Annotated in this window: 25 protein-coding genes and 1 riboswitch; of the genes, 16 read left to right on the top strand and 9 right to left on the bottom strand. The window is 74.4% G+C overall.

Going from position 1 to position 26131, the window contains the following annotated elements:
* Positions 1–10 precede the first annotated feature (10 nt).
* From ptsP to GMA12_RS05525, 4 genes are all read left to right on the top strand, one after another.
* Positions 11–1711, top strand: coding sequence for a phosphoenolpyruvate--protein phosphotransferase (gene ptsP, locus GMA12_RS05540; RefSeq protein WP_156267939.1), 1701 nt, complete (start codon positions 11–13; stop codon positions 1709–1711).
* 79 nt (positions 1712–1790) lie between these two features.
* The gene (locus GMA12_RS05535; protein ID WP_062736419.1) at positions 1791–2069 is read left to right on the top strand and encodes an HPr family phosphocarrier protein; all 279 of its coding nucleotides are present in this window, start codon (positions 1791–1793) and stop codon (positions 2067–2069) included.
* A 238-nt stretch (positions 2070–2307) separates the two neighbouring features.
* Positions 2308–3390: a lipid II:glycine glycyltransferase FemX gene (locus GMA12_RS05530; RefSeq protein WP_156267937.1), complete on the top strand. Its 1083-nt coding sequence runs from the start codon at positions 2308–2310 to the stop codon at positions 3388–3390.
* Between the two features lie 56 nt (positions 3391–3446).
* Positions 3447–5396 carry a threonine/serine exporter family protein gene (locus GMA12_RS05525; protein ID WP_370830348.1) on the top strand — a complete coding sequence of 650 codons (1950 nt, stop codon included), beginning with the start codon at positions 3447–3449 and terminating at the stop codon, positions 5394–5396.
* Positions 5397–5425: 29 nt separating this feature from the next.
* Here GMA12_RS05525 and GMA12_RS05520 read toward each other — a convergent pair whose 3' ends face one another.
* The 3 genes from GMA12_RS05520 to GMA12_RS05510 form a co-directional block, all read right to left on the bottom strand.
* On the bottom strand, positions 5426–6322 hold the full coding sequence (locus GMA12_RS05520) for a siderophore-interacting protein (protein ID WP_156267933.1): 897 nt from the start codon (positions 6320–6322) through the stop codon (positions 5426–5428).
* Positions 6323–6349: 27 nt separating this feature from the next.
* Positions 6350–7027, bottom strand: coding sequence for a uracil-DNA glycosylase (locus GMA12_RS05515; RefSeq protein WP_162459509.1), 678 nt, complete (start codon positions 7025–7027; stop codon positions 6350–6352).
* A 143-nt stretch (positions 7028–7170) separates the two neighbouring features.
* Positions 7171–8259 (bottom strand): YihY/virulence factor BrkB family protein, encoded by a 1089-nt coding sequence (locus GMA12_RS05510; RefSeq protein ID WP_156267931.1) that lies wholly within the window; start codon positions 8257–8259, stop codon positions 7171–7173.
* A 109-nt stretch (positions 8260–8368) separates the two neighbouring features.
* Between GMA12_RS05510 and GMA12_RS05505 the strand changes: the two genes are divergently transcribed.
* The 7 genes from GMA12_RS05505 to GMA12_RS05475 all read left to right on the top strand — a co-directional run bounded on the left by GMA12_RS05505 (position 8369) and on the right by GMA12_RS05475 (position 14119).
* Entirely contained in the window at positions 8369–9070 is a 702-nt protein-coding gene (locus GMA12_RS05505; protein WP_156267929.1) for an SDR family oxidoreductase, read from the top strand.
* Positions 9067–9408: a DUF3263 domain-containing protein gene (locus GMA12_RS05500; protein ID WP_156267927.1), complete on the top strand. Its 342-nt coding sequence runs from the start codon at positions 9067–9069 to the stop codon at positions 9406–9408. The genes GMA12_RS05505 and GMA12_RS05500 overlap by 4 nt, the downstream gene beginning before the upstream one ends.
* Positions 9405–9623, top strand: a complete 219-nt coding sequence (locus tag GMA12_RS05495; RefSeq protein WP_156267925.1) for a hypothetical protein — start codon at positions 9405–9407, stop codon at positions 9621–9623. The genes GMA12_RS05500 and GMA12_RS05495 overlap by 4 nt, the downstream gene beginning before the upstream one ends.
* A 68-nt stretch (positions 9624–9691) precedes the next feature.
* Positions 9692–10291: a GNAT family N-acetyltransferase gene (locus GMA12_RS05490; RefSeq protein WP_162459508.1), complete on the top strand. Its 600-nt coding sequence runs from the start codon at positions 9692–9694 to the stop codon at positions 10289–10291.
* A gap of 253 nt (positions 10292–10544) precedes the next feature.
* On the top strand, positions 10545–12176 hold the full coding sequence (groL, locus tag GMA12_RS05485; RefSeq protein ID WP_156267921.1) for a chaperonin GroEL: 1632 nt from the start codon (positions 10545–10547) through the stop codon (positions 12174–12176).
* A 163-nt stretch (positions 12177–12339) separates the two neighbouring features.
* Entirely contained in the window at positions 12340–13047 is a 708-nt protein-coding gene (locus GMA12_RS05480; protein ID WP_156267919.1) for an MgtC/SapB family protein, read from the top strand.
* A 43-nt stretch (positions 13048–13090) separates the two neighbouring features.
* Positions 13091–14119, top strand: coding sequence for an RNase H family protein (locus GMA12_RS05475; protein ID WP_156267917.1), 1029 nt, complete (start codon positions 13091–13093; stop codon positions 14117–14119).
* Positions 14120–14128: 9 nt separating this feature from the next.
* Here the strand turns inward: GMA12_RS05475 and GMA12_RS05470 are convergent, their stop codons facing one another.
* Genes GMA12_RS05470 through GMA12_RS05450 form a run of 5 tightly spaced genes read right to left on the bottom strand, consistent with a single transcriptional unit; the run spans position 14129 to position 20399 of the window.
* Positions 14129–15595, bottom strand: coding sequence for a sensor histidine kinase (locus GMA12_RS05470; RefSeq protein ID WP_156267915.1), 1467 nt, complete (start codon positions 15593–15595; stop codon positions 14129–14131).
* Between the two features lie 11 nt (positions 15596–15606).
* A complete protein-coding gene (locus tag GMA12_RS05465; RefSeq protein WP_156267913.1) occupies positions 15607–16329 on the bottom strand; it encodes a response regulator transcription factor in 723 nt (240 codons plus the stop codon).
* A 42-nt stretch (positions 16330–16371) separates the two neighbouring features.
* A complete protein-coding gene (locus tag GMA12_RS05460; protein WP_156267911.1) occupies positions 16372–18042 on the bottom strand; it encodes a DNA repair helicase XPB in 1671 nt (556 codons plus the stop codon).
* Positions 18042–20138, bottom strand: a complete 2097-nt coding sequence (locus GMA12_RS19510; RefSeq protein WP_156267909.1) for a helicase-associated domain-containing protein — start codon at positions 20136–20138, stop codon at positions 18042–18044. Before GMA12_RS19510 ends, GMA12_RS05460 begins: the two co-directional genes overlap by 1 nt.
* Positions 20139–20141: 3 nt before the next feature.
* Complete coding sequence (locus GMA12_RS05450; protein WP_156267907.1) at positions 20142–20399, bottom strand: hypothetical protein; 258 nt, start codon at positions 20397–20399, stop codon at positions 20142–20144.
* Between the two features lie 154 nt (positions 20400–20553).
* Between GMA12_RS05450 and GMA12_RS05445 the strand changes: the two genes are divergently transcribed.
* The 3 genes from GMA12_RS05445 (at position 20554) to GMA12_RS05435 (ending at position 22845) form a co-directional block, all read left to right on the top strand.
* Positions 20554–20937 (top strand): cold-shock protein, encoded by a 384-nt coding sequence (locus tag GMA12_RS05445; RefSeq protein WP_062736436.1) that lies wholly within the window; start codon positions 20554–20556, stop codon positions 20935–20937.
* Positions 20938–21001: 64 nt separating this feature from the next.
* Complete coding sequence (locus tag GMA12_RS05440) at positions 21002–21556, top strand: DUF3027 domain-containing protein (protein ID WP_162459507.1); 555 nt, start codon at positions 21002–21004, stop codon at positions 21554–21556.
* 53 nt (positions 21557–21609) lie between these two features.
* Positions 21610–22845, top strand: a complete 1236-nt coding sequence (locus GMA12_RS05435; protein ID WP_162459506.1) for an MFS transporter — start codon at positions 21610–21612, stop codon at positions 22843–22845.
* Here the strand turns inward: GMA12_RS05435 and serC are convergent.
* Positions 22842–23984 carry a phosphoserine transaminase gene (serC, locus tag GMA12_RS05430; RefSeq protein ID WP_370830333.1) on the bottom strand — a complete coding sequence of 381 codons (1143 nt, stop codon included), beginning with the start codon at positions 23982–23984 and terminating at the stop codon, positions 22842–22844. The two genes, GMA12_RS05435 and serC, sit on opposite strands and share 4 nt — an antisense overlap.
* Positions 23985–24206: 222 nt before the next feature.
* Here serC and GMA12_RS05425 point away from each other — a divergent pair, with 222 nt between their 5' ends.
* Positions 24207–24896, top strand: coding sequence for a metal-dependent transcriptional regulator (locus GMA12_RS05425; RefSeq protein ID WP_156267902.1), 690 nt, complete (start codon positions 24207–24209; stop codon positions 24894–24896).
* Between the two features lie 350 nt (positions 24897–25246).
* A riboswitch (cyclic di-AMP (ydaO/yuaA leader) is annotated at positions 25247–25436 on the top strand.
* Positions 25437–25441: 5 nt separating this feature from the next.
* The gene (locus tag GMA12_RS05420; protein WP_156267900.1) at positions 25442–26107 is read left to right on the top strand and encodes a C40 family peptidase; all 666 of its coding nucleotides are present in this window, start codon (positions 25442–25444) and stop codon (positions 26105–26107) included.
* Positions 26108–26131 lie beyond the last annotated feature (24 nt).

Raw genomic sequence — 26131 nt, 5'->3', positions numbered from 1 at the left:
GAGGAACACCATGCAGACACTGACAGGCGTGGGAGTGTGCGCGGGCCGGGTCATCGGCGAGCTCGTGAGCATGCCGAAGCCCGTCGCGGAACCGGCCGCGGGCCTGAGCCTCCGGGACGAGGAGCCCGAGGCGGCGGTGGCGCGCCTGCAGGAGGCCGCGGCCGCGGTCAAGGCCGAGCTCAAGCGGCGGGCCGAGGCCGCCACCGAGAAGGACGCGGCGGACGTGCTGAAGTCCACCGCGCTCATGGCCGGGGACAAGGCGCTGCTGAAGAACGCGGCGAAGCTCATCACCGGACGCGGGCTCGCCCCCGAGCGGGCGCTGTGGGAGGCCGCGAGCGACTACGCCGACCAGATGCGCGCCCTCGGCGGGTACATGGCCGAGCGCGCCGCGGACATCGAGGACGTCCGGGCGCGGCTCGTGTGCCAGCTGCAGGGCCTGCCCATGCCGGGCATCCCGCAGCGGGAGGAGCCGTTCGTGCTCACCGCGGAGGACCTCGCCCCGGCGGACACCGCGACCCTGGACCCCTCCCAGGTGCTCGCCCTGGTCACCTCCGGCGGCGGCCCGCAGTCCCACACGGCCATCCTCGCCCGCAACCTCGGGCTGCCCGCGATCGTGGCCGCCCGGGACATCGAAGGCGTCCCGGACGGCACCGAGGTCTACGTGGACGGGGCCACCGGGGAGATCCGGACGGAGCCCGGCGCGGACGAGCTGGAGCTCGTCGAGGCCTGGGTGCGCAGCGCAGCCGCGCGCAGCGGCTTCGACGGCCGCGGCGTGCTCGCCGACGGCACCGAGATCCCGCTGCTGGCCAACGTGGGCACCCCCGAGGACGCCCGGGCGGCGGCCGCGGCCGGGGCCCAGGGCGTGGGGCTGCTGCGCACCGAGTTCTGCTTCCTGGGCCGCGACCAGGAGCCCTCGGTCGAGGAGCAGGTCGAGCAGTACACCGCGATCCTGGCGTCCTTCCCGGGCAAGAAGGTCGTCGTGCGCACCCTCGACGCCGGGGCGGACAAGCCGCTGCCGTTCCTCACCGACACCTCCGAGCCGAACCCGGCGCTGGGGGTGCGCGGCTACCGCACGGACCGTGCGGTGCCGGGCGTGCTCGCCCGGCAGCTCGAGGCGATCGCGCGGGCGGAGGAGGCCACGGACGCCGAGGTGTGGGTCATGGCCCCGATGATCGCCACGACCACCGAGGCCCAGGAGTTCGCCCGGATGGCGGCCGCCGCCGGTCTGCGGGTGCCCGGGGTCATGGTCGAGACGCCGTCCGCGGCGGTGACCGCCGACCAGATCCTGCGCCACGTGAAGTTCGTCTCCCTGGGCACCAACGACCTGACCCAGTACACGATGGCCGCCGACCGGATGATGGGCTCCCTCGCGGAGCTCAACAACCCCTGGCAGCCCGCGGTGCTGCGGATGGTCCGGAGCACCGTGGAGGGCGCCCGCGAGGCCGAGGCCGAGGGCGCCGGGCCGCGCAACGTGGGCGTGTGCGGGGAGGCCGCGGCCGACCCCGCGCTCGCCGTGGTGCTCGTGGGCCTCGGGGTGCACACCCTGTCCATGAGCGCCCGCGGGCTGGCCCCGGTCGCCGCCGTCCTGCGCAGCGTGGACATGGGCACCGCCCAGGCCCTCGCCGCGCTCGCCGTCCAGCAGCCCAGCGCCGAGGAGGCCGCCGCCGCCGTGCGCACGGAGCTCAGCGTGCTCGCCGAGCTGGGCCTCTGACCGGCGGCCGCACCGGCCGCCACCACACCACCCACCGGGGCCCCGAACCCAGGACCCCGCACACCGAAGGAGAACCACCATGGCAGAACGCACCGCAACCATCGCATCCTCCGTGGGCCTGCACGCCCGCCCCGCGGCGATCTTCGCCGAGGCGGCCGGTGAGTACGACCTCGAGATCACCATCGCCGCCGAGGGCGAGCCCGCGGACGAGGCCATGGACGCCTCCAGCGTGCTGTCGCTGATGTCCCTCGGCGCCGGCCAGGGGGACAAGGTGGTCCTCCGCGCCGAGGGAGAGGGCGCCGAGGACGCGCTCGAGAACCTCGTGCGCATCCTCGAGACGGACCACGACGCCGAGTAGCCGGCCTCGCCGCACCGACAGCCACGGCGCCCGCCCACCCTCCGGTGGGCGGGCGCCGTGCTGTCCGGGCGGCACCTGGCCCGTGCTGTCCGGGCGCGATCCGCGCCGTGCCCGGCGCGGGGAGCGCGGCTCAGAACCGGCTCAGGCCTGCGCGGTTAGACTGGCTCGGGCCGGTTCCCGCCGGCCCCGCGGCCGCTCCCGGCCCGGCCCCCCGACCCCTCCGACGATTGAGAGAGCCTTGCGAGAGTTCACCGCACGCTTCGCCACCGACCAGGAGATCGCCGACTGGGACGCCCACGTCACGGCGAACCCCCACGGCGGCAACCTCCTGCAGTCCGCGTCCTTCGCGGAGGTCAAGGCGGACCACGGCTGGCGCCCCCTGCACCTGGTGCACGAGCCCGTCGGCGGCGGAAAGGCCTCCTACAACCTGGTCCTCGAGAAGACGGTGCCGGCCCTGGGCCGCCTGTGGTACATGATCAAGGGCCCCGACGTCGCCTCCGTGGACGACATCCCCGGGATCGCCGCCGCCAACGCCCGGCTGGTGGCCGCGCAGCGGCTGAACGTCTTCGCGATCAAGATCGAGCCGGACGTGCTGGACTCCGACTACGCGAAGGGCGTGCTCGCCCGCGCGGGGCTGAAGAAGTCCTTCGACATCCAGCCCAACGACTCGACCGCGATCCTCGCCACCGACCGGGACGAGGAGGCCGTCCTGAAGTCCCTGCACTCGCGCGGACGCAACGCGGTCCGACGGGCGCTGCGCGAGGGCTGCACGGTCGAGCGCGTGGAGCTCACCGAGCAGAACATGCGGCGGATGTACGCGCTCATGGACACCGTGGGCCAGGGCGAGGCCAACGTGAACCTGCGCTCCTACGAGTACTACGCGAAGTTCTGGACCGCCTTCGAGCAGGCCGGCCAGGGCCGGCTCTACTTCACCTACGAGGACGGCGAGCCCTCCGTGGGCGCCTACGTGATCGCCTACGGGACGAAGGGCACGTACAAGGACGGCGGCTCCAAGCCCCGGCGGCGGCAGTACGGCGACTCCCACCTGCTGCAGTGGACGGCGATCACGGACCTGATGCGCGAGCACGGGATCGTCGAGTACGACTTCTGCGGCACCCCGCCCAGCGACCGGCTCAAGGACAAGGAGCACCCCTACTACGGGCTGGGGCTGTTCAAGACGAGCTTCACCAAGTCCGTGGTCGACTTCGTGGGCGTCCACGACCAGGTGCTGAGCCCGGCCAAGTACGCCGTGTGGACCAACGTGGCCGAGAAGGTCCAGCGCCAGCTGTGGGTCCGGCGCACGGGACAGCCCTTCTACTGACCCGTCCCCGCCCACCCGGCCCCGCCCCCCGCCCCAGGAAGGAGGAGCGCCGCTTGGTGACCGACCAGCGCACCCCTCTGCGTCCGTTCGCCGCCTACCCCTCCTCCGACGGCGGCGAGGAGCCCGACGCATACGTCGTCGAACCGTTCGGCCCCGGCGGGGACACGACCCTCACCGGGGCCGCGCGCCCGGTCGCCCTGCTCGGTGCCGGGGTCCCGCTCGTGCGGCCCACGGAGGCGCAGGCCCTGCTGGCCCGGCGCCGGGCAGGCCACGCCGCCGCCGACGTGGTGCCCGACGCCCCGCAGGCGCTGCCCGTGCTCAGCACCCGCCTGATCCGCCAGTACGGGGACACCCCCGAGCCGGAGAAGCGCCGGGAGTTGCTCTCCGCCGCGCAGACGGCGCCGCAGACCACGTCGGCCCGGCGCCGGCGGCGCACCGACACCGGCCCCGTCTCCCGCCCGGAGACCACGACGATCGGCCCCGTCCCGGCCCCGGGCAAGAGCGCCGACCGGATGCAGCGCGGCGCGTACCCCTCCACCCGCGCCCAGGGCACCCGGCCCGGCGGGCGCTCCCGGCTGCGCTCGATGCTGCAGGGGGAGGCGGCCCCGACCGCCCCCATGCGCGTGGTGGAACGGCTCAGCGCCTCACCGTTCGCCAACCTGCGCCGGTTCGGGGAGTCCACCAGCCGGGAGGCCCGGCGCACCCTGAACTTCGCGCTGCGGCTCGCGGAGACCATGTTCCACTACGGCGCCGACGCCCTCGACGTCGAGAACGCCATCATCGCGGTGTGCGCGACCTACGGGGTCGAGAACGTCGAGGTGGACATCACCAACCAGGCCGTGACCATCAACTACATCGCCGACGACAGCACCGGCGGCGACGACACCCGCACCCGCGAGGACGTCTTCAACGACCCCGACACCAACAGCCACACGGTGATGCGGGTCGTGCGGTCCTGGACCGACAACTACGCCGGGCTCGCCGAGACCCACCAGCTGGTCACCGACATCACGGGCGGGGAGATGCCCCGCGGGGAGGCGGAGCGGCGGCTCGAGGCGATCAACGTCAAGCCCAAGCCCTATCCCCGGTGGATGGTGCGCACGGCCACGGCGGCCGCGGCGATGGCCATCACCGTGGGCATCGGCGGCGGCGTCCTGGGCGCGCTCGTCGCCGGCCTGTCCTCGGTCCTCAACCAGTTCGTCGCCCACCGGCTGGGCGCCTGGCGGATCCCGGAGTTCTTCACGATGGCCGCCCAGTCCGGGATCCTCACCACCATGGCGCTGCTGCTGTCCTGGTCGGGCCTGGAGCTGTCCCCGGCGCGCGTCATCGCGGGCGGGATCATCCTGCTCCTGCCCACCACCCGGATGGTCTCCACCATGCAGGACGCGATCAACGGGTTCCCCGTCACGGCCGCCGGCCGCCTGCTGTCCACCTCCATGGCGTTCCTGGGACTCGTGGCCGGCATCGCGGGAGGCATCTCCGTCGCCGGCTACGCGGGGATGCCCCGGGTCGACGTCTCGCAGAGCGCCTTCGACCCCGTGGGGCCGCTGACCAACGCGGGGTTCATGCTGATCGGCACCGGCCTCATCGCGGTCACGATGCAGGCCAAGCCCCGGCACGTGCTGTCCACCACGGTGGCGGCCCTCGGCGGGCTCGCGGTCTACCACGCGGGCATGGCCGCCGACCTGGGCGCCCGCCTGGACACGGCGCTCGCGGCGGTCACCAGCGGGTGCGTGGCGACCGTCCTCGCGGCCCGGCACCGGATTCCCCAGCTCATCCTGGCGATCCCCGCGATGACCTTCCTGCTGCCCGGGCTGTCCATCTTCCGCGGGCTGTACACCCTCACCGTGGAGACGGACAGCTACGGGCCCGGGATCGTGGGGCTCGTCAACGCGATGGCCTCCATCGTGGCCCTGGCCTCGGGCGTGGTGCTCGGCAAGTACCTCATGCGGCCCTTCGTGGGCCACCTCAACGGCACGAGCACGCGCCGCAACCGGCGCCGCTGAGGCTCCGGGCGGCGGTGCCCGGGAGCGCGTCAGAGGATCTTGCCGACGGGCAGCTTCTTCTCCGCCTGGAACACGTCCTCGGTGCGGCCCCGCGCCCAGTAGCCGGACAGCGAGACCTGGTCGCGCTGCAGGCCCCGGCGCCCGAAGAGCTCGTCGCGCAGGGCCTTCATGGCCTCCCGCTCCCCGTGGGCGAAGACCTGCACGCCCTCCGGCGCCGCGGGCCAGCCGGCCTCCTGCACCGCCCGCACGAGCGCGGGGACGCCGCCGGCCGCGTCCTGACGGAACACCCAGCGCACCGCCATGCCGGCCGGCGCCGTGACGGGCAGCACCTCGCGGGGCGAGTCCACCTCCAGGACCACCTCGCCGCGCGCGGACGCCGGCAGGGCCTCCAGGACCGCGAGCGCGGCGGGGATCGCGGCGTCGTCGGCGGCGATCAGGGTCCACGCGGCCTCCGCCGACGGCGTCCACCGGCCGCCCGGGCCCAGGGCGATGATCCGGTCCCCGGGCTCGGCGCGGGCGGCCCACGGTCCCGCCCAGCCCTCGTCGCCGTGCAGCACGAAGTCCATCCACAGCTCGGCCCGCTCCGGGATCCACCGCCGGATCGTCAGGTGGCGGGTCACGGGCTGGTGCTCGGGCGGCAGGGACTCCTTGAGGGCCCAGTAGTCCGGGTTCCGCCCCGGGGTGGAAGCCCCGGCCACCGGGTGCCCCGCGACCGCGTGCTCGGTGATCGCGTGCTCGGCGGCCGGGCCGAGGAACACGAGCTTGACGTACTTCTCCGGCGGGGCGATGTCCTGGAATCGCTCCGGCTCGTCGACGCCCAGGACGACTCGGACCATCGACGGGGACAGCTGCTCGCGCCGGCGCACCGTGAGGTTCAGCTGGGGCTTGCGGGGGCGTGCGGGAGCGGCCCCGGGCGTCGTCGTCATGTGCTCCACCCTAAACGGGCCCGGGGCTCAGAGCCGCCAGTCGACGGGGTCCGTGCCCTGCTCCTCCAGGAGGTGGTTGGTGCGGGAGAACGGCCGGGAGCCGAAGAAGCCGCGGGAGGCGGACAGCGGGGAGGGGTGGGCGGACTCGACCGTGGGGTACCCGTCCAGCCACTTGGCGGTGCTGCGGGCGTCGTTGCCCCACAGGATCGCCACGAGCGGGTGCTCACGGGCGGCGAGGACCTGGATGGCCCGCTCCGTCACCGCTTCCCAGCCCCGGCCGCGGTGGGAGGCCGGGACGCCCTCGCGCACGGTGAGGACCCTGTTCAGGAGCATCACGCCCTGCCGGGACCACGCGGAGAGGTCCCCGTGCTCGGGCGGGTCGATGCCGAGGTCGTCCCGCAGCTCCTTGTAGATGTTCTGCAGGGAGCGGGGGACGGGGCGCACGTGCGGCTGCACCGAGAAGGACAGGCCCATGGCGTGGCCCGGGGTGGGATAGGGGTCCTGTCCGACGACCAGCACCCGCACCTGCTCCAGCGGGTCCTGGAAGGCCCGGAAGACCGCCGAGCCCTCCGGGAGGGTGCGGTGCCCGTCGGCGTGCTCCTCGCGCAGGAACCGGCCCATCTGCCGGATCTGCGGCTCCACCGGGGCCAGGGCCTCGGCCCAGTCGGGGGCCATGATGGTGTCCAGGGGCTGGGGCTCGCTCACGGTGCTCCTCGGTGTCGGCGTCGGTGTCGATGCGGGTGTGGGTGCCGGTGTGGGTGTGCGGGTCGTCGCGCGTCGGGGTGGTGGCCGGCGGAGTTGTGGCCGGCGGGGCCGGGAGGGGAGGCGTGTCCCCACCGGGCACCACTCTAGGCCGGACGTCCGGGGCCGCCGGCCCCGGGACGGCCCGGATCGGTGTGCCGGCGGCGGAGGTCGCGGCCCTCCTCCACCAGCGCCTGCTCCTTCTGCCGCAGCTTCCGTGCGGCCCGGACGTCACGCGGGGGCAGCAGCAGGTCCTCCTCCGCGGCGATCCCCGCCTGGAGCCGGCGGGCCCGTTCCGTCTCGGCGTTGAACTCCGCCCCGGCGAGCAGCACGGTGTTCATGATCCAGATCCACAGCAGGAGCACGATCACACCGCCGATGGCGCCGTAGGTCGTGTTGTAGTTGCCGAAGCGGGAGACGTAGGAGCTGAAGCCGGCCGTCGCGGCGGCCATCACCACGATCGCCGTCACCGAGCCGATGCCGAGCCACCGGAACCGGGGCTGCCGGACGTTCGGGGTGGTGGAGTAGAGCAGGGCCACGACGAAGGACAGCAGTGCCAGCACGACCGGCCCCCGCGCCGCCTGCCACAGCCGCAGGGTGCTCCCGGGCAGGTCCACCAGCTCGCCGAGCCGCTCGGCGACCGGCCCGGAGAGCAGCACGACCAGCATCATGCCCACCGCCAGGGCCACCAGGACCAGCGTGACCCCGACCATCAGGGGGTAGAGCTTCCAGAACGGCCGGCCCTCCTCGACCTCGTAGATCCGGTTCATCGACCGGCCGAAGGCCCGGACGTAGGCCGAGGCCGTCCACAGCGCCCCGACCAGTCCGGTGACGAGCGCCGGCCCCGCGGCGGAGGACTCGGCGAGTTCGCGGATCGGTCCCTCCAGCACGGCGACGGCCTCGGCCGGCACACCGGACTCGTGCAGCAGCCGGAGGATGGTCCCGACCGTCTCCTCGGCCTGGCCGACCACCCCCAGCAGGGAGACCACGGCGAGCAGCGCCGGGAAGACCGAGAGCACGGCGAAGAAGGTCAGCACCGCCGCCGAGTCCGTGCACTCGTCGCGGCGGAACTCGTGCACGGTCCGGCGCAGGACGTAGCTCCAGGAGAGCCCGGTGATCTGCGTGGGCGAGGACGGCTTCCCGGCGCCGTCCGGGTCCTCGCCGGGGCCCCCGGAGGTCTCGGGGTCGGCTGCCATGGGGTCCTCCGCGTGGTCGGCTGCGGGCCAGGATACCGGGGCCGCCGCCGTGCCGGTGGGTTCGGCCCGGGGCGGGCCGGACCGGCGGGGGACTGGTTAGAGTGGGCGCATGAGCGCAACCGATCCCCGACCCGTCGCCGTCGTCACCGGGGCCACCGGAGGCATCGGCCGCGCGTGCGTGGCGGACCTGGCCCGGGACCACGACGTCGTGGCCCTGGGCCGCGAGCCCGCCCGTCTCGCCGAGCTGGCGGAGCTGCCCCACGTCACCGTCCGCGCCGCGGACCTCACCGACTTCGCCCGGCTGCCGGATGCGCTGGAGGGCCTCGACCGGGTCGACGTCCTCGTGCACTCGGCGGCCCGCGCCGGTCGCACCACCGTGGCGGCGGCCTCGGTGGACGACTGGCGGGGTCAGCTCGAGCTCAACGTCGTGGCCCCCGCGGAGCTGACCCGGCTCCTGCTGCCCGCCCTGCGTGCGACCCGCGGCACGGTGGTGTTCCTCAACTCGGGCTCCGGGTTCACCGCACGCGCCGGGGACGCGGTCTACGCGGCGTCGAAGTTCGCCCTGCGCGCGCTCGCCGACTCCCTGCGCCAGGAGCTCGAGGCCGACGGCATCGTGGTCAGCTCGGTGCACCCCGGGCCCGTGGACACCCAGATGCAGCGGGACATCCAGGCCGGTCTGGGCAACGAGTACGTGCCCGAGCGCTACATCCGCCCCGAGTCCGTGGCCGCGGCGGTGCGCGCCGTCGTGGACGCCGGCGAGGACGCGCAGCTCACCACCGTCTCCCTGCGGCCGAGGGTCGAGTCCCGATGAGCGGGCAGGACGCCGCTCCCGGGGAGGACGCCGCGGCGGAGGAGCAGGCGGGGCCGGACACCGCGGCGGGGGAGCCGACCGGGGCGGACGCGACGCCCGCCGGGCCGCCGGCCGGGGCCGGCTCCGGGCTCGACGAGACCGACCGGGAGATCCTGGCGATCGAGAACCTGCAGTGGAAGTACCAGGGGGCCAAGGAGATGGAGATCCGGCGCCGCCTGGGTCTGTCCCCGACCCACTACTACCAGCGGCTCAACGTCCTGATCGACAGCCGCGCCGCCCTCGAGCACGACCCGATGCTCGTGGGCCGGCTGCGCCGGCAGCGCGGGGACCTCGGATGAGCCAGTACCCGCGCGACGAGTTCGACGACGTCCCCGAGGACGGCCCGCGCCAGGGCGCCCACCGCGGTCTGCGGCCGACCGCCCGGGTGGGCGCGGGGGAGCTGGCCGCCATCGTCGTGGCCGGTCTGCTCAGCCTCGGCGTGGGGGCGTACGCGTTCCTCGAGGGCGCCGGGGACACGGCACCCGCCCCGGCCGTCTCGTCCCCGCAGCCCTGACCGGCGCCGCCCTCGACCCGGGCACCCGGCCCCGCTCCCCGACTCCCCACGCCCCGGAAGGAAACACCGTGCAGATCGCAGGCAGCCGAGTCCACCTCCGTGACTGGACCGAGGAGGACCTCGCCGCGTACGAGCGGTGGATCATGCCGCCCGAGGGCGGCGGCGAGCACGAGTGGCAGCGCACGGACGGGCCGTTCTACCCGAACTTCACCGCCGAGGGCGCCCAGCGCTGGCTCTCCGTCCTGCGCGCGCACGTGGCCGCGCAGGACTGGCCGGACCCGCGGGAGACCATGGTCATCGCGGACGCCGCCACCGGCCGGTTCATCGGGCAGGTGTCCTGGTACTGGTCGGAGAAGCCCACCGAGGACCCCGGGACCGGCACGCACCTGCTGCCGCTGCGCTCGCTGGGCATCACCGTCTACTCCCCGGAGCACTGGAGCGGCGGCTACGGCACCGAGGCGATGCGGCTGTGGATCGACCACCTCTTCGCCCGCTCCGACTCCCACCGGCTGGATCTCGAGACCTGGAGCGGCAACGCGGGCATGTGCCGGGTGGCCGTGAAGCTCGGCTTCACCGAGGAGGCCCGGCTCCGCCGGGCCCGCAAGGTCGGCGGCGAGTACTACGACCGGCTGATCTACGGCCTGCTGCGCGAGGAGTGGCAGGGCTGAGCGACACCGGCTCAGGGGGGGTTTGCACTCTCCCCGGACGAGTGCCAAGATTGCGATTAGCACTCAGTCGTGCGGACTGCTAAGGGGTCGGTCCCCGGCCCGGCCCGGGCAGCCACCGGCACAGGAGTGACACCTCAACCACCACGGTGAGGTGCCGTGCGGCGTCGGGAAGAGCCCGCCGCCGTGCGCGCCGTCCGTCGCGGGCACCGTGGAGGTCGACCGTTTGTCTACCGTCCAGGAGGGACGAAGTCACATGGCAAAGATGATTGCTTTCGACGAAGAGGCACGCCGCGGTCTCGAGCGGGGTCTGAACACCCTGGCCGACGCCGTCAAGGTCACCCTCGGCCCGCGCGGGCGCAACGTGGTCCTCGAGAAGGCCTGGGGCGCCCCCACGATCACCAACGACGGCGTGTCCATCGCCAAGGAGATCGAGCTCGAGGAGCCCTACGAGAAGATCGGCGCCGAGCTCGTCAAGGAGGTCGCCAAGAAGACCGACGACATCGCCGGCGACGGCACCACCACCGCCACCGTGCTCGCCCAGGCGCTCGTCAAGGAGGGCCTGCGCAACGTGGCCGCCGGCGCGGACCCGCTGAGCCTCAAGCGCGGCATCGAGAAGGCCGTCGCCGCGGTGACCGAGGAGCTGCTGGCCTCCGCCAAGGAGGTCGAGACCGAGGAGCAGATCGCCGCCACCGCGTCCATCTCCGCCGGCGACCCCGAGATCGGCCGCCTCATCGCCCAGGCGATGGAGAAGGTCGGCAAGGAGGGCGTGATCACGGTCGAGGAGTCCAACACCTTCGGCCTGGACCTCGAGCTCACCGAGGGCATGCGCTTCGACAAGGGCTACCTCTCCGGCTACTTCGTCACCGACGCCGACCGCCAGGAGGCCGTCCTCGAGGATCCCTACATCCTCGTGGTCAACTCCAAGATCTCCGCGGTCAAGGACCTGGTCCCCGTGCTCGAGAAGGTCATGCAGGCCGGCAAGCCGCTGCTGATCATCGCCGAGGACGTCGAGGGCGAGGCCCTGGCGCTGCTGGTGCTCAACAAGATGCGCGGCTCCATCAAGTCCGTGGCCGTCAAGGCCCCCGGCTTCGGCGACCGCCGCAAGGCCCAGCTGGCCGACATCGCCATCCTCACCGGCGGCCAGGTCATCACCGAGGAGGTCGGGCTCTCCCTGGAGACCGCCACCGTGGACCTGCTGGGCCAGGCCCGCAAGGTCGTCGTGACCAAGGACGAGACCACCATCGTCGACGGCGCCGGCACCGCCGAGGAGATCGAGGGCCGCGTGGCCCAGATCCGCGCCGAGATCAACAACTCGGACTCGGACTACGACCGTGAGAAGCTGCAGGAGCGGCTGGCCAAGCTGGCCGGCGGCGTGGCCGTGCTCAAGGCCGGTGCCGCCACCGAGGTCGAGCTCAAGGAGCGCAAGCACCGCATCGAGGACGCCGTGCGCAACGCGAAGGCGGCCGTGGAGGAGGGCATCGTCGCCGGCGGCGGCGTGGCCCTGATCCAGGCCGGCCAGAAGGCGTTCGACAAGCTGCAGCTCACCGGCGACGAGGCCACCGGCGCGAACATCGTCAAGGTCGCCATCGACGCCCCGCTCAAGCAGATCGCCATCAACTCCGGTCTCGAGGCCGGCGTGGTCGTCGACAAGGTCCGCGGCCTGGACCTGGGCTACGGCCTCAACGCCGCCACCGGCGAGTACGAGGACCTGATGGCCGCGGGCATCAACGACCCGGTCAAGGTCACCCGCTCGGCGCTGCAGAACGCGGCGTCCATCGCCGGGCTGTTCCTCACCACCGAGGCCGTCGTGGCCGACAAGCCGGAGCCCGCGGGCGCCGGCGCCGGTGCCGACGACGGCATGGGCGGCATGGGCGGCATGATGTGATCGACGGCTGACCCGTCGAGCGTGCGACCCACGCATCCGGCACGGGCCGGGCACCCCTTCCGGGGCGCCCGGCCCGTCGCCGTTCCCCGGCCCGCCGCGGCCTCCCGTTCCACGGACCGCGGACTTGGTGTTCAATCGAGTCACCACGCGGGGAGGAGCGGCCATGGACTTCGTCGACTGGGACCAGGTCCCGGTCCAGCTGGCCCTGGTGGTGGCGGCGTTCGGGCTCACCGGCCTCGTGGGCCTGGAGCGGCGGCTGCGGCGCAAGAGCGCAGGGCTGCGCACGCACGCCCTCGTCGGCACGGGCTCGGCCGTGTTCACCCTGGTCTCCGCCTACGGCTTCGGGGCGCTGCCGGGCATCGACGCCGGCCCGGACCCCTCCCGCGTGGCGGCCCAGATCGTCACCGGCATCGGCTTCCTGGGGGCGGGGGTGATCTTCACCAACCGGGACGTGGTGCACGGGCTGACCACCGCCGCGAGCATCTGGCTCTCGGCGGCCATCGGCATGGCCTGCGGGGCCGGGCTGGTGCCTCTGGCGGTCGCCGCGACCGGGCTGCACCTGCTCTCCGCCGTGGCGCTGACGCCGCTGTCCCGCCGGCTGCCGCGCATGGTGGCGCCGCAGGGGCTGCGCCTGCGCTACGCGGACGGCCACGGGGTGCTGCGGGAGGTGCTGGCCGTGGTCGAGGAGCTCCAGCTCAGCGCCTCCGTGGTCTCCAGCCGCCGGATCGGCGGCCCGGGGCAGCCGGAGGTGGAGCTGCTGCTGCGCCTGGAGGGCAAGACCGACCTGCGCACGGCCGCGGTGCAGCTCTCCGGGGTCGACGGGGTGCGGGACGTCGCCCAGCAGCGTCTCGAGGACGACCCCACCGACTGAGCGCGGTCCGGGGCGCGGCCGGGGCCGTGAAAAGATGGACGCCATGACGATCACTGCTGCCGCCGACGGCTCCGCCCTGGGCAACCCCGGCCCCGCCGGGTGGGCCTGGTACATCGACGACGACACCTGGCGGGCCGGCGGCTGGCCGCACGGCACCAACAACATGGGAGAGCTCAAGGCCGTGCTCGACCTGCTCGAGTCCACGGCCCACCGCCCCGAGGAGCCCCTGCGGGTGCTGTGCGACAGCCAGTACGTCATCAACTCGATCACCAAGTGGATGCCGGGCTGGAAGAAGAAGGGCTGGAAGAAGAAGGACGGCAAGCCGGTGCTGAACGTGGAGCTCATGCGCTCCCTGGACGCCGCCATGGCCGGGCGCGACGTGCGCTTCGAGTGGGTCAAGGGCCACGCCGGCCACGAGCTCAACGAGGCCGCCGACGCCCGCGCCCGCGCGGTCGCCACCGCCTTCCAGACCGGCCGGCCGGCGCCGGAGGGGCCCGGCTTCCCGGGCGCCGGAAGCGCCCCGGCCCCAGCCGTCGGGAGCGTGCGGGACCGCGCCGCCTCCCCGGGCCGCACCGCCTCCCCGGACCGCACCGGGGCCCCGGACCGTGCGTCCGCGGCGGGCCGCGCCCCGGCACCCGAGGCGCTGGAGGACCGCCACGACCCCGACCTGCTGAGCGAGCTGCTCGCCCACGAGGAGGAGCTGGCCCGCGGCCGGTCGGCGGCGGAGACCGTCCAGGCCCTCGAGCGGGACCTGCTGCGCCCGGAGGTCCGCGCCGACGCCGGCCGGCTCGGCCAGCTGCTCCACGAGTCCTTCGCCGAGATCGGCGCCTCGGGGACGTGGTGCTCCCGGGCGGAGGTCCTCGACCGGCTCTCCCGCGAGCCGGGGCTCGGCCCGGCGGACGTGCACGTCCTGTCGGCCACGGAGCTCGGTCCCGCGGCCGTGCACCTGGTCTACCGCCTGGTCGCGGGGGACCGCGCGAGCCTGCGCAGCTCGCTGTGGGTGCGGGAGGACTCCCGCGCCGAGCTCGGGCCCTGGCAGCTGCGCTTCCACCAGGGCACCGAGGAGTCCTGAGCGGCCCGCTCAGACCTCCGGGGCGTCGTCGGCCCGCTCGATGCCCGGCACGCGCACGGTCATCGTGGCCCCGCCGCCGGGCGTCTCGGTCAGGCGGACCGTGCCGTCGTGCTGCTGGACGATCGCGGCCACGATGGACAGCCCCAGGCCCGTGCCGCCGGTCTCGCGGGTGCGGGAGGAGTCGGCCCGGTAGAAGCGCTCGAACACGCGCTCCGCGTCCGGTCCGTGGATGCCGGGGCCGTGGTCGCGCACCTGCAGGACGGCGTTGAAGGTCTCGTCCACCGAGCGCTCCACCCCCACCGCGATCTCGATCGGGCTGCCGTCGGGGGTGTAGCGCAGGGCGTTGGTCACCAGGTTGGCCACGACCTGGCGCAGCCGCGACTCGTCGCCGTGCACCCAGGCCGAGACGGGCGCCGCGCCCTGTAGGCCGACGACCTCGACCCGCCGGTCCGGGTCGGAGGCGTGGGCGTCGCCGGCGGCGTCGAAGGCGAGGTGGAGCAGGTCCACGTCGACGTTCTCGGCGGGGCGCCGCTCGTCCAGGCGGGCCAGCATCAGCAGGTCCTCCACGAGCTGCGTCATCCGCTTGGCCTCGGACTCGATCCGGGCCATCGCGCTGCCCACGTCCTCGGGCTTCTGCAGGGCGCCGTGCCGGTAGAGCTCCGAGTACCCCCGGATGGTGACCAGCGGGGTGCGCAGCTCGTGGGAGGCGTCGGCCACGAACCGGCGCAGCTTGCCCTCGGAGCGGGTGCGGGCCTCGAAGGCGTCCTCGATGTGGCCGAGCATCGTGTTCAGGGACGCGGAGAGCTGGCCGATCTCGGTCTGCCGGTTGTAGCCCTCCATGCGCTGGGAGAGATCGCCCTCGGCGATCCGGGCGGCCGTCTGCTCCACCTGGTGCAGCGGGGCGAAGGCGCGCGTGACCAGGACCCAGCCGACGGCCATCGCCGCGAAGAGGGTCGCCACCCCGAAGCTCAGCGTCAGCAGCGTCACCGCGCTGAGCATGGCGTTGGTGTCGTCGAGCGGCTCCGCGACGGCCACCACCAGGTCCAGCTGCTGCGGTTTGGCCGTGACCACCCGCCAGGTCCGGTCCGGGGCGCCCACGGAGCCCACGGTCGCCGCCTCGAGGTGGTGCTCCTGGACGTAGTCGAGGTCGATCCTCGACAGGTCCGGGCGCGACCCGTGCACGCCGTCCGGGGTGTTCACGGCCTCGGCCACCACGGTGCCGTCGGCGTCGAGCAGATAGCCCGCGTGCGGGACCTGCACGCCCTCCTCGCCCTGCAGGTCCGCGATCAGCACCGAGGAGACCGTCCGGACGGAGTCGCGCAGCTCGCCGTCGATGCCGTTGAGCATCGAGGTGCGCAGCACCGAGATCGCCACGAAGCTGGTCACCAGGATGGACAGCGCCAGCAGCACGCCCGTGAGGACCATCAGCTGCGAGCGCAGCGACGCCGAGCGCCACCGGGAGGACAGGGTCTGCATCCCGGGCCGGGTCAGTGGTGCTTGTGCGCGGACCGCAGCAGGTAGCCGACCCCGCGCTTGGTGTGGATCAGCGGCGGCAGCTCGGGGTCGTTGTCGATCTTGCGCCGCAGGTAGGAGATGTAGGACTCCACGATGGAGGCGTCCCCGTTGAAGTCGTACTCCCAGACGTGGTCGAGGATCTGCGCCTTGGACAGCACCCGGTTCGGGTTGAGCATGAGGTAGCGCAGCAGCTTGAACTCGGTGGGGGACAGGTCGATCTCCCGGTCGCCGCGGAAGACCTCGTGGGCGTCGTCGTCGAGGACGAGGTCGTCCACGCGCAGCCGCGAGTCGTCCTCCTCGGCGGGCTGGGTGCGGCGCAGGACGGCCCGGATGCGGGCGACCACCTCGTCGAGGCTGAAGGGCTTGGTCACGTAGTCGTCGCCGCCCACGGTCAGCCCGGTGACCTTGTCCTCCGTCTCGTCCTTGGCGGTGAGGAAGAGGATGGGGAAGTGCCGCCCGGCCGCACGCAGCTTGCGGGTCACGGAGAACCCGTCCATGTCCGGGAGCATGACGTCGAGCACCGCGAGGTCCGGGTCCTCGGACTCCGCCTTGGCGAGGGCGTCACGGCCGTTGGCGGCGGTGACGACCTCGAAGCCGGCGAAGCGCAGGGAGGTGGCCAGCAGCTCGAGGATGTTGGGCTCGTCGTCGACGACGAGCAGTTTCGCTTCGGGGTTCTCGTTCTTCACAGGTCCCATTTTCTCGGAACACCCTGAGAGCCGTCTGAACGCAGTTCGCTGTTACCCGGGGAGTTCGCCGGAGGCGGCGAGGTCGGCGGCGTCGAGGATCCGGTAGGCGTAGCCCTGCTCGGCGAGGAACCGGCGGCGCCGGGCGGCGTAGTCGGCGTCCACGGTGTCCCGGGCCACCACCGTGTAGAAGGTGGCTGGGCGGCCGTCCCGCTTGGGCCGCAGCAGCCGCCCCAGGCGCTGGGCCTCCTCCTGACGCGAGCCGAAGGCGCCCGAGACCTGCACCGCCACGGAGGCCTCCGGCAGGTCCACCGAGAAGTTCGCGACCTTGGACACCACCAGCACCGGCAGCTCCCCGGCCCGGAAGGCGGCGAAGAGCCGCTCCCGCCGGGCCGTGCTCGTGCTGCCCTTGAGCACCGGGGCGTCGAGCAGCGCGCCCAGCTCGTCGAGCTGGTCGAGGAACTGCCCGATCACCAGCACCGGCTCCCCGCGGTGGCGGGCCACCAGGCGGGCCGCGACGTCGAGCTTGTGCGGGGAGGAGGAGGCGAGGCGGTGCCGGTCGGCGTCCTCCGCGGAGGCGTAGGCCATCCGGTCCCCGACGGGCAGCTCCACCCGCACCTCCACGCAGTCCGCGGGGGCGATGTGCCCCTGGGCCTCGATCTCCCGCCACGGGGCGTCGTAGCGCTTCGGGCCGATCAGCGAGAACACCTCCCCCTCCCGGTGATCCTCGCGCACCAGGGTGGCGGTGAGGCCCAGCCGGCGCCGGGCCTGCAGCTCGGCGGTCATCCGGAAGACGGGGGCGGGCAGCAGGTGCACCTCGTCGTAGACGATCAGACCCCAGTCGTGGCCGTCGAGCAGCTCCAGGTGGGGGTGGATCCCGCCGCGGCGGGCCGTGAGCACCTGGTAGGTGGCGATGGTGACGGGACGGACCTCCTTCAGCGCCCCGGAGTACTCGCCGATCTCGTCCGCCGTCAGGGTGGTGCGGCGCAGCAGCTCGGCCTTCCACTGCCGGGCGGAGACCGTGTTCGTGACCAGCACGAGCGTGGTCGTCGAGCTCGCCGCCATCGCCGCGGCGCCCACCAACGTCTTGCCGGCGCCGCACGGGAGGACGACGACGCCGCTGCCGCCGGCCCAGAAGTTCTCCACGGCCCGGCGCTGGTAGGGCCGCAGCGCCCAGGCCTCGCCGGAGACGGGGTCCGTCTCCGTCAGGGAGATGGGGTGCGGCGTGCCGTCCACGTACCCGGCCCGGTCCTCGGCCGGCCAGCCCACGGTCAGCAGCAGCTGCTTGAGCTCCCCCCGGGCGCTCGCGTGCACCACGGTGGTCTCCCCGTCGATCCGCGGGCCCAGCAGCGGGGCGATCTTCCGGTGCCGGGCGATCTCCTCCAGGACGGGGGCGTCGTGGCAGCGCAGCACGAGCCCGTGCACGGGGTCCTTCTCCAGTACGAGCCGGCCGTAGCGGGACATCGTCTCGTCGATGTCCACGAGCAGGGCGTGCGGCACGGGGAAGCGGGAGCGGGTCAGCAGGACGTCCAGCACCTGTTCGGCGTCCAGGCCGGCGGCCCGGGCGTTCCACAGCCCCAGGGGGGTGATCCGGTAGGTGTGCACGTGCTCGGGGGCGCGCTCGAGCTCCGCGAAGGCGGCGAGCTCGCGGCGGGCCTCGTCGGCGTCCTCGTGGTCGAGCTCGAGCAGCACGGTGCGGTCGCTCTGGACGATGAGGGGTCCCATCAGCGCTCTCCTCCGGGATCGGTGCGGTCGGTGCGGTCGGGCGGTGGCGGGACGTCGTCCGCGCCGGTGAGGCGGGCCAGCAGGTCCTCGACCTCCTCGGCCGAGGGCGCCGGGTGGCGCGGGGCGGGGACCTGGGGCAGCGGGGGCGGGCCGGTGTCGCCGGCGGACGGCGGCGGTCCCGGCCGGGCGGCCTCCACCGCCGGTTCCGTGCCCGTGGCCCGCACGGCGGCGACGAGCTGCGCGAGGGTGCCCTCGTGCGCCGGTCCGGCCCGGCGCCGGCCGGGACCCGGCTCGTCCCCGGTGACCACGAGCACCCCGGGGGCAGGCCGGCGCAGCGGGCGCCCCGCCAGGCGCGGGGAGCGGGCGAGGGCCTCGAGGAGGTCCTCCTCACCCGTGAGCACCCAGTCGGCGCGGGTGATCCGGACCCGGCCGTGGTCCCGGCCGGCCTCCTCGACCAGGTAGGCCAGCGCCTGCGGCACCGGGCCGCGGCCGTGCTCGGCCAGCCACGCCAGGATGCTCGCCGGGTCCCACCCGGCGTCCAGGGCCCGGTGCAGGGAGCGCTCGGTGAAGCGGTGCCGGGCCGCCGGGCCGTGGCCCTCCTCGTCCGCGAGCTCGCCCAGGGCGCGGGCCACGGACGGGGCGAGGTAGCCGGTGGCCGTGGCGGTGAGGTCGCCCTGCAGCAGCACCGTCCGCGAGGGGGCGGGCAGCCAGCCGGCCACCGCCCGGGCGGCCTCCTCGGTGCGGCCCGCGGCGACCTCGCGGCCGGCCGGGGTGAGGGCGTCGGCGCCCACGAGGCCGAGCTCGGCCGCCTCCGTGAGCATGCCGGGCCCCCACCGGTCCAGGGAGCGGGCCAGGCGCGGGCGCTGCCACCGGGCGAGCGCCAGGACGTCCTCGGGGCCGTGCCCTCCCGGGGCGGCCTCGGCGAGGGCGGCGTGGGCCCGCAGCAGCGCCCGGCGCACCGGCGGGGCCTCCGGGGCGTGCGCCGCGCGGGTGAGGACCCCCACGACCGTGCCGTCGGCCAGGGGCAGGCCGACCGCGGAGGGCACGACGTCGGCGGCCAGCCACGAGCTCACCACGTGCCGCCACTGCTCGGGGCGCCCGGCGTCCTCGAAGGGCGCCGGGGCCGGCCGCCACGCGGAGGTGTCCGGGTCGAGGACCACGAGCCCGGCGAGCTCGGCCAGGCCCAGGAGGCGCACGAGCTCCGGGTGCTCCAGGGCCAGGGTGGTGCGCAGGCGGCGCAGCTCGCGCACGCCGATCCCCCCGGCGCGCAGGGTGGTCAGGGGACGGTCGCGCAGCTCGGCGCGCAGTGCGGCCAGCCGGCGCAGCAGTTGCTCGACGGCCGCCGCGGCGGCGTTGTCCCGCAGCCGGTCGGGCACCCGCGTGGCCGGGGGCAGGGGCGCCTCCTGCGGGGACCGGGACCAGGGGTCGCCCCCGCGCAGGGCGAGGCCGAACTCCCGGGGCAGCTCGACGTGCCGGGGGTCCACCGGGAGCAGGACCCCGCGGGCCAGGAGCCAGTCCACGGGCCGGGCGGCGGCGTCGGCCTCCGGGTCCGGGCGGCGCAGCGCGTCCGGCAGCAGGCCCACCGGGCGGGACCGGAACCGCTCGAGCACCTCCCGCACCGGCGCGGGCCAGTGCACGATCTCCGCGGGGGCCGCGGGGGCCGCGGGGGCCGCGGGGGCCGCCGGCTCGGCGCCGCGCAGGCGTGCGGCCCGGGCCGCCAGCACCCGGTGCGGCCGGCCCAGCCCGGCGGGGTAGCGGCCCAGGGTCTCCGCCACCCCGGGCACGAGCCGCAGCGCGTCCCCGTCCCGGTGGACCAGGGCCAGCCGGTGCAGCCGGTCCCACGGCGGGGCGGCCAGCAGCGGGTCGGCGGGCCCGTCCGGGGCTCCGAGCACCACGGCCCGCTCGAGGGCGTCCAGCTCCGGCCGGGAGAGCTCGTCGACGGCCCGGCTCAGACCGGCCCGGGAGAGCAGGGCCTCGGCGAGCTCGGCGGTCGTCGTCGTGCCGGGGCGCACGGCGTCGGGCCGCGCGTCGAGCAGCGCGGCCAGCTCACCGGGGGAGCGGGCCGCGAGGTCCCGGAGCAGTCCGTCCGGGACCACGGGTCAGGCCCGGCGCCGGCGCAGCACGGAGCGCACCAGGGCGGCGCAGAAGAGCAGGAAGGCCACGGGCAGCACGAACCACGGGATGACCGTCAACCCGTCCCACGGGTCCGCGCCGACGGCCTTCAGCACCAGCAGCAGCGCCAGGCACACCGCGCAGACCAGGCCCAGCACGACCGCGGCGGCGCCGAGGACGTCGACCCCGGGGCGGCGGGCGGGGCGGTCCTCGGGCGTGGCGGTGCGGTCGTCGTGGGAAGGCATGGGTCCAGAATAGCGAGCCCAGGACCCCGCCGTGACCGCGTCCGCGGGCGTCCCGGTGCCTGCGGCAGGGCTAGAATGGGAGGTTCCACAGGGTGGCCCGGCAGCACGGACGGCGGGGCCGCCCTTCCACGAGGACGACGACGAGGGAGACAGCGTGCCCACCGGCAAGGTGAAGTGGTTCGATTCCAAGAAGGGCTTTGGCTTCCTGGCGACCGACGACGGCCAGGAGGTGTTCCTGCCCTCCTCGGCGCTGCCCTCCGGTGCCACCACGGTGAAGCCGGGGACGCGCATGGAGTTCGGGGTGGCCCAGGGGCGGCGCGGCGCGCAGGCGCTGTCCGCGCGCATCCTGGACCGGGCTCCGTCGATCGCCAAGAACGTCCGCAAGCCGGCCGAGGAGATGGCGGTCATCACCGAGGACCTCATCAAGCTCCTGGACGAGATGTCCAACGGCCTGCACCGCGGCCGCTACCCGGACTCCGCGCACGGCCGGAAGATCGCCGCCATCCTGCGCACCGTGGCCGACAACCTGGACGTCTGAGCCGACCGGTCCGGGCCCCCGGCCCGGGCACCCCACCCAGCACTCACCACGAGGGAGACCAGCAGTGACCGAGGAGACCGTCCAGGACGCGCCCGCCGAGGCGGCCCCCGAGCCTCCTGCCCGCCCGGCGCGACCGGCCCGCCGCCGGGCCCCGAAGCAGGACGCCCTGCTGATCGCCGACGTCGTCACCGCCCGTGCCGGCGTGGAGCAGATCGCGGACCCGTCGCAGATCGGTCCCGGGCACCGCGTGCGGGTCGAGGAGGACCGGCTGGTCGTCCACCTCTTCGAGTGCACCCTGCCCGGCTACCGCGGCTGGAACTGGTTCGCGAGCCTCGCCCGGGCGCCGCGCAGCAAGGCGGTGACCGTCTGCGAGGTCGGCCTGCTGCCCGGGGAGGACGCCCTGCTGGCCCCCGAGTGGGTGCCCTGGTCCGAGCGCGTGAGCCCCGAGGAGAAGGCCCAGGAGGAGCAGGAGCGCGCCGAGGAGGACGCCGCGGCGGCGCCCGCCGGCCAGGCCCCGGAGGCCGCCGACGAGGAGCCGGTCGCGGCCGGCGGCGGGTCCGCTGCCGGGTCCGGCGCGCAGGCCGGGTCCGGGCCGTCGCCGGACGGCGAACGGCCCTGAGCGCCCCGCGGAGCGGCGTCGCGGCCGCGGGCGCGCCCGATCCCGCCCGGGGCGTGTTCCGGTCCTTCCGCTTCCGCAACTACCGCGTCTGGTTCCTGGGCGCCCTGGTGTCCAACATCGGCACGTGGATGCAGCGCACCGCCCAGTCGTGGCTGGTCTTCGACGAGCTCTCGGACCACGACGCCACCGCGATGGGCGTGGTGACCGCCCTGCAGTTCCTGCCCCAGCTCTTCCTGGCGCCCTGGGCGGGGGTGCTCGCCGACCGGCTGGACCGGCGCCGCCTGCTGCTGTGGACGCAGACGGCCATGGCCGCGCTCGCGGCGGGACTGGGCGCGGTCGTGCTGTCCGGGGTGGCGAGCCTGGGGCTCGTCTACGCCTTCGCCCTGGCCCTCGGCGTCGCCTCCACCCTGGACGCCCCCGTGCGCCAGACCTTCGTCTCGGAGATGGTCGACGACGACTACCTCTCCAACGCCGTGGCCCTGAACTCCACCTCGTTCAACGCGGCCCGGATGATCGGTCCCGCCGCCGCCGGCGTGCTCGTGGCGACGATCGGGTCCGGGTGGGTGTTCCTGCTCAACACGCTGACCTTCGGCGCCATGCTCGCCGCGATCCTCGCCATCCGTTCCGAGGAGCTGCGCGGGATGCCGCGCTCCGGGCGGGGGCGCGGGCAGATCCGGGAGGGGCTGGCCTACGTCGGCGGCCGTCCCGACATCGTGGCGGTGCTGGTGACGATCTTCCTCATCGGCACCTTCGGGCTGAACTTCGCCGTGTTCCTGGCCGCCATGGCCGGTCCTGAGTTCGGCCGCGGACCGGAGACCTTCGGGGTGCTCAACTCGATCCTCGCCGTGGGCACGGTGGCGGGCGCCCTGCTCTCGGCCCGCCGGCGCAGCGCCCGGCTGCGCTACGTCTACGGCGGCAGCGCCGTCTTCGCGCTCAGCTGCCTCGGGGCGGCCACGGCGCCCACCCTGACGGTGTTCGCGCTGTGGCTGGTCCCGTGCGGGCTGTCCTCCCTGACGATCATGACCACCGCCAACGCCTACGTGCAGTCGACCACCTCCCCGGTGATGCGCGGCCGGGTGATGAGCCTCTACATGGCCATCTTCATGGGCGGCACCCCGATCGGGGCGCCCGTGGTCGGGTGGATCACGGACGCCCTCGGGGCGCGGTGGGGCATGGGCGTGGCCGTGGCCGCCGGGCTCGGCGGGGCCCTGGTCGGCGCCCTGTTCTGGCTGCGGCTGCGCGCCCAGGGCCCCGCCACCGGGGCGGCGTCCTCGGGGGGAGCCCCCTAGCGTCCGCCGCCCGCCGCGCGCAGCCCGTCGACGACGTGGTCCACGCAGGCCAGCAGCCGCGCCACGTCGTCGGGCTCGATCGACACGAACGTGGCGATCCGCAGCTGGTTGCGCCCCAGCTTGCGGTAGGGCTCCACGTCCACCACGCCGTGGGCGCGCAGCACGGCGGCCACGGCGGCGGCGTCCACGGTCGAGTCGAAGTCCACCGTGGTGATCACCGTGGAGCGGTCCTGCGGGCGGGGCACGAAGGGGGCGGCGAAGGGGGAGGCCTCGGCCCAGGCGTAGACCAGGTCGGAGGACTCCTTCGTGCGGGCCGCCGCCCAGGCCATGCCGCCCCGGTCGTTGAGCCAGCGCAGCTGCTCGTCGAGCATCACGAGCGTGGCCAGCGCGGGGGTGTTGTAGGTCTGGTCCTTGCGCGAGTTCTCCAGGGCCGCGGTCAGCTTCAGGAAGTCGGGGACCCAGCGGCCCGAGGCGCCGATCCGCTCGATCCGCTCGATCGCGGCGGGGGAGAAGGCCCCCAGCCACAGCCCGCCGTCGGAGCCGAGGTTCTTCTGCGGGGAGAAGTAGTAGACGTCCGCCGCGGAGAGGTCCGCGGCCATTCCGCCCGCGGCCGAGGTGGCGTCGACCAGCACCAGCGCCTCGTCCGCGATGCCGGCGGGCCGCACCACGGGGGCGGCCACCCCGGTGGAGGTCTCGTTCTGGGGCCACGCGTAGACGTCCACGCCGTCCTCGGCCCGCGGCTCCGGCCGGGTGCCGGGCAGGGACTCCAGCACCGAGGAGGCCTCCAGGAACGGCGCGGCGCCGGTGGCCTGGGCGAACTTGGCGCCGAACTCGCCGAACACCAGGTGCTGGGCCTTCCGCTCGACCAGCCCGAAGACGGCGGCGTCCCAGAAGGCGGTGGCCCCGCCGAGCCCGAGCAGGACCTCGTGCCCCTCGGGGAGACCGAGGAACTGCGCCAGGCCCTCGCGCACCGAGCCCACGAGCTGCCGGACCGGTGCCTGCCGGTGGGAGGTCCCGAGCATCCCCGCCCCGGCCCGGGCGACGGCGTCGACCTGCTCCGGGCGGACCTTGGAGGGCCCGGCGCCGAACCGGCCGTCGGCGGGCAGCAGGTGCTGGGGGATGGTGACGTGTGCGGACAACGGGTGCTCCCTCATGACGGACGTGCGGCGGGCGGCGGGCGCGGCGGCCGCGCAGGGGCGTGCGCGGCGGGGCCCCGGCCCATTCTGCCCCACCCGGGACCGCCCCCCGCCGCCGGGGCGCGGTCCCCTCCGCGCCGGGGGCACGCGGACTAAGCTCGTGCGGGAAGACCGGACCGGGCGGGATCCCCGGGGACGGACGGCCGGACGAAGGATGACTGAGGCATGAGCGATCTGATCGACACGACGGAGATGTACCTGCGGACCGTGCTCGAGCTCGAGGAGGAGGGCATCACGCCCATGCGGGCGCGCATCGTCGAGCGCCTCGACCACTCCGGGCCGACCGTCTCGCAGACGGTGTCCCGGATGGAGCGCGACGGACTGCTGACGGTGGGATCCGACCGCTCCCTGGTGCTCACCGAGCTGGGCCGCGAACGAGCGGTGCAGGTGATGCGCAAGCACCGTCTGGCGGAGCGGCTGCTGGCCGACGTCATCGGACTGGACCTGGCTCAGGTCCACGACGAGGCGTGCCGCTGGGAGCACGTGATGAGCGAGCAGGTCGAGCGGCGCCTGGTGGACTTGCTGCACAGCCCCCGCTACTCCCCGTACGGCACGCCGATCCCGGGTCTGGCCGCACTGGGCGTCGGGGACAGCCCGACGGCGGCGGGGCACCCCTCCCTGCTCGAGGCCGCCCGCGCGGATCCGGAGGGGACGCACACCGTGGCGCTGCTGCCGGAGGTCGTGCAGGCCGACGCCGCGCTGCTGGGCGTGCTGAGCGACGTGGGCGTGCTCACCGGGGCCGTGGTCCGGGCCCGCGTGGAGGGCCAGCGGGTGCGGATCGAGGTGGCCGAGACCGGCCGGTCCGCGGAGATCGACCTGCGCACGGCCGGGGCCATCCGGGTCCTCGCCGCCTGAGCGCGCACCCGGCCGTCCCCCTGCGCGGGACCCGTCGCAGGGCACGTCGCGGGGTCCGGCCCGAGACCCGACCACCCTTGTGGGGACGTTCACAAGGCACTTTCGGCCAGTCCGGCCGGATGACGCCCCGTCCGCGGTGAACGCCCTGGTGAGCGGCCGTGTCCGGGGTGCCCTGACCCTCGCTCCACCGTGCGCCGGCGCATCGCACTGATAGCGGAGGGCGACACAATCCGCGGGTTTCCATTCCCTGTGCGATGCAATTCCGTGATCGTTCGTGATCAAAACGTGACACTTCCGTAACCGGTCATGTATTGTTCAACGCGTGCCGATCACTGGTCGGATCGGCGCCCTCGTGCACATCGCCGAATTCTGCCGGTGCCCGGGGCCCATGCACAGAAACTGCTTGGCAGAAGCGGGGGAACCATTTCCGGTCCCGATGATCCGGGGCCTTGGGGTTAAGTCGCCGGAGCGCACGCGCTCCGCGGCCGGGTGTCTCCCACCCGAATCCGACAGCTCACCTCGTAGGCAAAGGGAGGAACACACCCATGGCTATTTTCAAGCAGAACACTGCCCGCCACCGCGCCGAGACCACCTCTCACGCCGTGCGCAACACCACGATCGCCGCCGCAGCCGGCGCCGCGATCGTCGGCTCCATCGCCCCGGCCCAGGCCTACGCCGAGATCCCCGCGTCCTCCGGCGCCGCCTACTCGGCCCCGGCCCCGGCCGCCGCCTCGCTGGCTTCCTACACCTACGAGGCCCCCGTCGCCGCGCAGCCCGCGGCCCCGGCCTACCAGGCCCCCGCCCCCGCCGCGCAGCCGGCCGCCTCCACCGCCAGCGTGACCCCGCAGTCCAACGCCACGAGCGAGATCCCCGCGGCCGCCGGCGGCATCGTGGGCACCGCCCAGCAGGGCATCGGCTCCGGCTACGTCTACGGCGGCACCGCCTTCGGCGCCTGGGACTGCTCCGGCTTCACCCAGTGGGTCTTCGCCCAGAACGGCATCGACCTGCCCCGCACCACCTGGGCCCAGTTCGCCGCCGGCACCCCGGTGTCCACCCCGCAGCCCGGCGACCTCGTCTCCCAGAACGGCGGCGGTCACGTGGGCATCTACATCGGCGGCGGCAAGATGATCTCCGCGCTGAACCCGTCGCAGGGCACGCAGATCCACTCCGTCAACGCGATGCAGCTCGACGGCTACTACCGGATCGGCTGATCCGGCTCGTCCCCCGCGGCAGCC

Origin of the sequence: Kocuria sediminis (assembly GCF_009735315.1) — a bacterium.
GTDB lineage: Bacteria > Actinomycetota > Actinomycetes > Actinomycetales > Micrococcaceae > Kocuria > Kocuria turfanensis.
The sequence above is the reverse complement of the archived record's forward strand: the minus strand, read 5'-3'. Positions and strand labels throughout refer to the sequence as shown.